At 65.1% G+C, this 5,454-nt stretch carries 6 protein-coding genes; 5 read left to right on the plus strand and 1 reads right to left on the minus strand.

The window, feature by feature from the left end:
• The 4 genes from mmsA to cobA form a co-directional block, all read left to right on the plus strand.
• Positions 1 to 1,030, plus strand: a 1,030-nt coding sequence (gene mmsA, locus AC0V2Y_RS26430) for a CoA-acylating methylmalonate-semialdehyde dehydrogenase (RefSeq protein WP_475417856.1), incomplete at its 5' end; no start/stop codon positions are given.
• A gap of 73 nt (positions 1,031 to 1,103) precedes the next feature.
• Positions 1,104 to 1,742 carry an ANTAR domain-containing response regulator gene (locus AC0V2Y_RS26435; RefSeq protein ID WP_475417857.1) on the plus strand — a complete coding sequence of 213 codons (639 nt, stop codon included), beginning with the start codon at positions 1,104 to 1,106 and terminating at the stop codon, positions 1,740 to 1,742.
• A 157-nt stretch (positions 1,743 to 1,899) separates the two neighbouring features.
• On the plus strand, positions 1,900 to 3,078 hold the full coding sequence (locus AC0V2Y_RS26440; protein ID WP_475417858.1) for a CmpA/NrtA family ABC transporter substrate-binding protein: 1,179 nt from the start codon (positions 1,900 to 1,902) through the stop codon (positions 3,076 to 3,078).
• A 14-nt stretch (positions 3,079 to 3,092) separates the two neighbouring features.
• The gene (gene cobA, locus AC0V2Y_RS26445) at positions 3,093 to 3,857 is read left to right on the plus strand and encodes a uroporphyrinogen-III C-methyltransferase (RefSeq protein ID WP_475417859.1); all 765 of its coding nucleotides are present in this window, start codon (positions 3,093 to 3,095) and stop codon (positions 3,855 to 3,857) included.
• A 12-nt stretch (positions 3,858 to 3,869) separates the two neighbouring features.
• Here the strand turns inward: cobA and AC0V2Y_RS26450 are convergent, their stop codons facing one another.
• On the minus strand, positions 3,870 to 4,853 hold the full coding sequence (locus AC0V2Y_RS26450; RefSeq protein ID WP_475417860.1) for a cyclase family protein: 984 nt from the start codon (positions 4,851 to 4,853) through the stop codon (positions 3,870 to 3,872).
• Positions 4,854 to 4,958: 105 nt separating this feature from the next.
• Here AC0V2Y_RS26450 and AC0V2Y_RS26455 point away from each other — a divergent pair.
• The coding region (locus tag AC0V2Y_RS26455) for a LysR family transcriptional regulator (RefSeq protein WP_475418393.1) at positions 4,959 to 5,454 on the plus strand (496 nt) is incomplete at its 3' end.

Below are 5,454 nucleotides of genomic sequence, written 5' to 3' on the forward strand. Positions count from 1 at the left end.
GCCGATGTGGATGTTCCCGATGGCCATTGCCTGCGGTAATACTTTCGTATTAAAACCGTCGGAACGCGACCCGTCGGCCAGCCTGCTCCTGGCGCAGCTGCTGACGGACGCGGGCTTGCCCGACGGCGTCTTCAATGTGGTGCAGGGCGACAAGGAAGCCGTGGACGGCTTGCTGCACCACCCGGACGTGCGCGCCGTCAGCTTCGTCGGTTCCACGCCGATTGCCGAATACATCTATGCCACCGGCTGCGCGCAGGGCAAGCGCGTGCAGGCGCTCGGTGGCGCGAAGAATCACATGGTCGTCATGCCCGACGCGGATATCCCGCAGACGGTCGATGCCCTGATGGGCGCCGCCTTCGGCTCGGCCGGCGAGCGCTGCATGGCCATTTCCGTCGTCGTGGCGGTCGGCAATGTGGCGGATCAATTGGTGGAAGCCCTGGTGCCGCGCATCGCGGCGTTAAAGATCACGCAGGGCATGGACCTGTCGGCCGAGATGGGTCCCGTGGTGACGCAGGTGCACAAGGACAAGATCGCCGGCTATATCGCGCAAGGTGTGGAAGAGGGCGCCAAGCTGGTGGCCGATGGGCGCGGCTTCGTGCTGCCCGGCCATGAGCGCGGCTTTTTCCTCGGCGGCAGCCTGTTCGACCACGTCACGCCCGAGATGACGATCTACAAGGAAGAAATCTTTGGCCCCGTGCTGTGCATCGTGCGCGTGCCCGATTTTACGGCGGCGCTGGACCTGGTCAACGCGCATGAGTACGGCAACGGCACGGCGATCTACACGCGCGACGGCAACACGGCGCGCGAATACACGCACCGCGTGCAGGTCGGCATGGTGGGCGTGAACGTGCCGATTCCCGTGCCGATGGCCTTCCACAGCTTCGGCGGCTGGAAGCGCAGCCTGTTCGGCGACCACCATGCGCACGGCCCGGAATCGGTGCGTTTCTATACCAAGCAGAAGGCGGTGACGCAGCGCTGGCCGGCCTCGACGGCTGCCGGGGCCGAGTTTGCCATGCCGACCCTGAAGTAATTCCGCTGTAAAACCGGCTGGTTCGCTTCTTGCTTACTGCAATGGTTGTGTTTAGCCATTGCAGATCGCTCCCATGACGTCCAGCCGTACCCAGCCTTTGCGCATCGTCGTCGTCAACACTATTGTCGAGCACGGCGTGCACGAGAATGCGGCCTTGGCTGCCCAGGTGCAGCGCGGCAATGCCTTGCGCATCGGCTTGCTGGAATCGGGGTACGACATCGTCGCCTCCCTCCCAGCCGACCTCTACCTTCCCGAGCGTATCGCGCAGTTGCAGCCTGATCTCATCATCATCGACGCCGAATCGGACGCGCGCGACGTGCTCGAACACATCGTCATCGCCACGCGCGACGAGCGCCGTCCCATCGTGCTGTTTACGGAAGACGGCGCCACGGCCAGCATCGACGCGGCCATGGCGGCCGGCGTGTCCGCGTATATCGTGGCCGGCTTGCATGCCGAGCGCATTCAACCTGTGCTGAACGTGGCGCTGGCGCGCTTCCGCCAGGAAGAAAAATTGCGCGCCGAATTGCACGACACGCGGCACAAGCTGCTTGAACGCAAGGTGATCGAGCGGGCCAAGGGCCTGCTGATGACGCATCACGGCTTGACGGAAGAGCAGGCTTACCAGCGCTTGCGCAGCATGGCCATGAACAAGAAACTCAAGCTGGCGGAAATTGCCCAGCGTATCCTCGACGTGGAGGACTTGCTGGGATGAATGGCGCATTTCCTGACACATGCTGGTGCAATGCACCATCGCGGTGCGTTTTCAGCCGCCACGAACCGGGCATGCACGGGCACGCTCCTTGCTGCTGGAGGTGCATGGCCTTGTCCACGGCGGCGCGGCAAAACAGTATTTATCAGCAAGGAACGGTATGACACAGCAAGCGGGCACCAATGCTCACGTGATGCGCCCCCTGCATCCGGAAAAACACACGATACGCATCGGCTATCTGCCGTTGGCCGATTGCGCCTCGCTGGTGATGGCGTCGAAGCTGGGTCTGGATGAGAAACACGGCATCAAGATCGAACTGAGCCGCGAGATGTCGTGGGCCGGCGTACGCGATAAACTGAACAATGGCGAACTCGATGCGGCCCACGTGCTGTATGGCCTCGTGTATGGCGTGCAGATGGGCATCGGCGGGCAGCAGCGCGACATGGCCGTGCTGATGAATCTCAATCACAGCGGCCAGGCCGTCACCGTGTCGGCGGCGCTGGCGCGCGAGGGCGCCCACGATGGTCCCACCCTGGCGCGGCATATGCGCGCTACGGCGCGGCCGTTTGCGTTCGCGCATACTTTTCCGACCGGCAACCACGCGATGCTGCTGCAATACTGGCTGGCCGCGCATGGCATCGATCCGCTGCGCGACGCGCGCGTGATGACGGTGCCGCCGTCGCAGATGGTGGCCGCCTTGCGCGCGGGCCAGATGGATGGCTTTTGCGCCGGCGAACCGTGGGGCTACAAGGCCATCGTCGATGGCGTGGGCGTGACGGCCGCCACCAGCGGCGCCATCTGGCCCGACCATCCGGGCAAGGTGCTGGGCACCAGCGCCGCGTTTGCGCACGCGCATCCGAACAGCTGCCGCGCCCTGATCGCCGCCGTGCTCGAGGCGGGCCGCTGGATCGACGCCAGCGATGCCAACCGGCTGGCCATGGCGGCCACCCTGGCCGAGCCCGCCTATTTGAATACACCGCAGGAAACGCTGGCGCCGCGCATCCTCGGTCATTACCAGGATGGCCTGGGCAAGACGTGGGACGAGGCGCACGGCTTGAAGTTCTACGGCGATGGCGCCGTGAATTTCCCGTATCTTTCCGACGGCATGTGGTTCATGACCCAGCACCGGCGCTGGGGCTTGCTGCGCGACGAACCCGATTACCTGGCGGTGGCAAGGCAAGTCAACCGCATCGACCTGTACCGCCAGGCGGCGGAGATGACGGCCACGCCCGTGCCAAAGGCCCCCATGCGCAGTTCGATCCTGTGCGACGGCGTCGTGTGGGATGGCAGCGCGCCGGAAGCGTACGCGGCATCGTTTGCCATCGGCCACTTTTTCTGACTGGAGACTGCATCATGGCGCAATGTGGAAGCGTGACACTGGTCGGAGCCGGTCCCGGCGATCCGGATCTGCTGACGATCAAGGCAGTAAAAGCCATCGCGCGGGCCGACGTGGTGCTGATCGACGATCTCGTCAACCCGGCCATCCTCGCGCATGCGGCACAAGGCGTGCGCGTGGTCGAGGTGGGCAAGCGGGGCGGCTGCGCTTCCACGCCGCAAGCCTTCATCGAACGGCTGATGCTGGCCGAAGCGCGCGCCGGCCTGCACGTGGTGCGCCTGAAAGGGGGCGACCCGTATCTGTTCGGACGCGGCGGCGAAGAGCGCGCCTATTTGCGCAGCCATGGCGTGGCCGTCGAGGTGATCCCCGGCATCAGCAGCGGCCTGGCCGCGCCGGCCAGCATCGGCGTGCCGCTGACGCACCGCGCCTGGAGCCAGGGCGCCATCTTCGTCACGGGCCACGGCAAGGACGGCGCGTCGGAGCCGAACTGGGCGGCATTGGCGCAAAGCAAGCTCACTCTCGTCATCTATATGGGCGTGGCCAGGGTGGCGGCCATCCAGGCCGGCTTGCTGGCCGGCGGCATGGCGCCCGGCACGCCCGTGGCCGTGGTGCAATCGGCCAGTCTGCCGGTCCAGCGCCAGCTGCTGAGCACCTTGCATAGCTTGCCCGGCGACTTGCAGGCCAGCGGCCTGGGCAGCCCCAGCATCATCGTCGTGGGCGAGGTGGTGCGCTGCGCCGATGCCTGGGATGACCATGCTGCCTTGCAGGCCGCCTGCGTCTGAGCCTGTCAGCGTCTAGCGGATCGGCAGGGCCACGGGGCGGATGGGCGCCGCGTCGCCGCCACGGAATTTCAGCGAGGCGCCGATGAAGGCGAACTGGTACACCTTGTCGCGCGACAGCGCTTCCAGGTCGACCAGTTCCAGGATCGGCGTTCCCTGCTGCGCCAGCAGATAGGTGTGCACGGGCAGGTAATTGTTCGCCACTTCGGACGGAAACGCCTCGAAACTGAGGTTGTCCGCGCCCACCACCATGGCGCCGCCATCTTCCACGAGGAATTTCGCCGCATCGAGCGACAGGCCGGGCGGATTGGCCATATAGGCTTGCGCCTGCTCATAATGCTGCATGCGGCCCGTGCGTATCAGCACCACGTCGCCCTTTTCCAGCGTGACCTTCTGTTGCGCCAGCGCCGCGCGCAAGTCTTGCCGCGTCACCCGGTAATTGTCGGGCAGTTGTTTGAGTCCCTTGGCCACGGCCACGTCGATCAGCACGCCGCGCGCGACGATCGGCGGCAGCTTTTCCGCCCCCGTCACCGTCCAGCCCCGGTCGCCCAGGTGTTGCTCCTCTGTAAAGCCGTTCCAGATCTTGCCGTTCAGGCCGAAATGGTTGAGGGCGTCGATATGCGTGCCCATGTGCGCATACATGGACACGGCCGAGCCCGTGTAACTGACGTGGCGGTTCATCTGTTCGCCCACGTGCATCGAGTCGGCCACCACGTTGCCCTTCGGCGTGTGCGTCATCCACATCTGGTAGGGCGGGTCGCCTGCCGCCTGCCAGCTGGGCATGCCGACATAGAAATCGACGGCCAGGTCATAGCTCTTGCCGCCGTCGATGCGCGCCAGGATGGCGGCGCGCGAGGCCGGCGTCATCAGGTTCAGGCGGCCGATCTCGTCTTTCGGGCCCCAGGGGCTGATGCCCACTTCGGGCAGGGCGGCGGCTTGCGTCGTTCCTGCCAGCAGGGCCAGCAGCAGGGCAGTCAGGGTGGCGGATGGTTTGAACATGGGGTACTCCTTGCGTGACATGAATAAAGAAGCCGCCATCATATTGTTTTTCATTTCAATGATAATCAGCGATAAAATAATAAGATATTCAACTGCAAGGAAAGAATGATGGATGTCCTGGCGCATATGCGCGTGTTTCGCAAGGTGGTCGAGCGCGACAGCTTCAGCAAGGCGGCGCTGGACTTGCACCAGTCGGCGGCCGCCATCAGCAAGCAGGTGCGCCAGCTCGAAGCGCGCCTGGGCACGCTGCTGCTGGTGCGCACGACGCGACGCATGAGCCTGTCGGACGGCGGGCGTGCCTACTATCTCGAATGCTGCCGTCTGCTCGACGAGGTCGATGCGCTGGAACTGGCCACGCGCGGCTGCGCCGGCAAGGTGGCGGGGCGGCTGCGCGTGAATGCGCCGCTGTCGTTCGGCCTGAAGGTGCTGTCGCCCTTGCTGCCGGACTTCATGGCCCGTTATCCGGACGTCAAGATCGAGATGACCCTGGACGACCGCCTGCGCGACGTGGTGGGCGAGGGCTATGACGTATCGCTGCGCATCCGCGCCGCGCTGGCCGATTCGTCCCTGGTGGCGCGCCGCCTGGGCGACGTCGAGCAGA

This window comes from Janthinobacterium sp. BHSEK, assembly GCF_056174685.1.

Bases quoted from the DNA above. Each gene is read 5' to 3' on its own strand.
- AC0V2Y_RS26435 (WP_475417857.1), top strand. From the start codon at position 1,104: ATGACGTCCAGCCGTACCCAGCCTTTGCGCATCGTCGTCGTCAACACT.
- AC0V2Y_RS26440 (WP_475417858.1), top strand. From the start codon at position 1,900: ATGACACAGCAAGCGGGCACCAATGCTCACGTGATGCGCCCCCTGCAT.
- cobA (WP_475417859.1), top strand. From the start codon at position 3,093: ATGGCGCAATGTGGAAGCGTGACACTGGTCGGAGCCGGTCCCGGCGAT.
- AC0V2Y_RS26450 (WP_475417860.1), bottom strand. From the start codon at position 4,853: ATGTTCAAACCATCCGCCACCCTGACTGCCCTGCTGCTGGCCCTGCTG.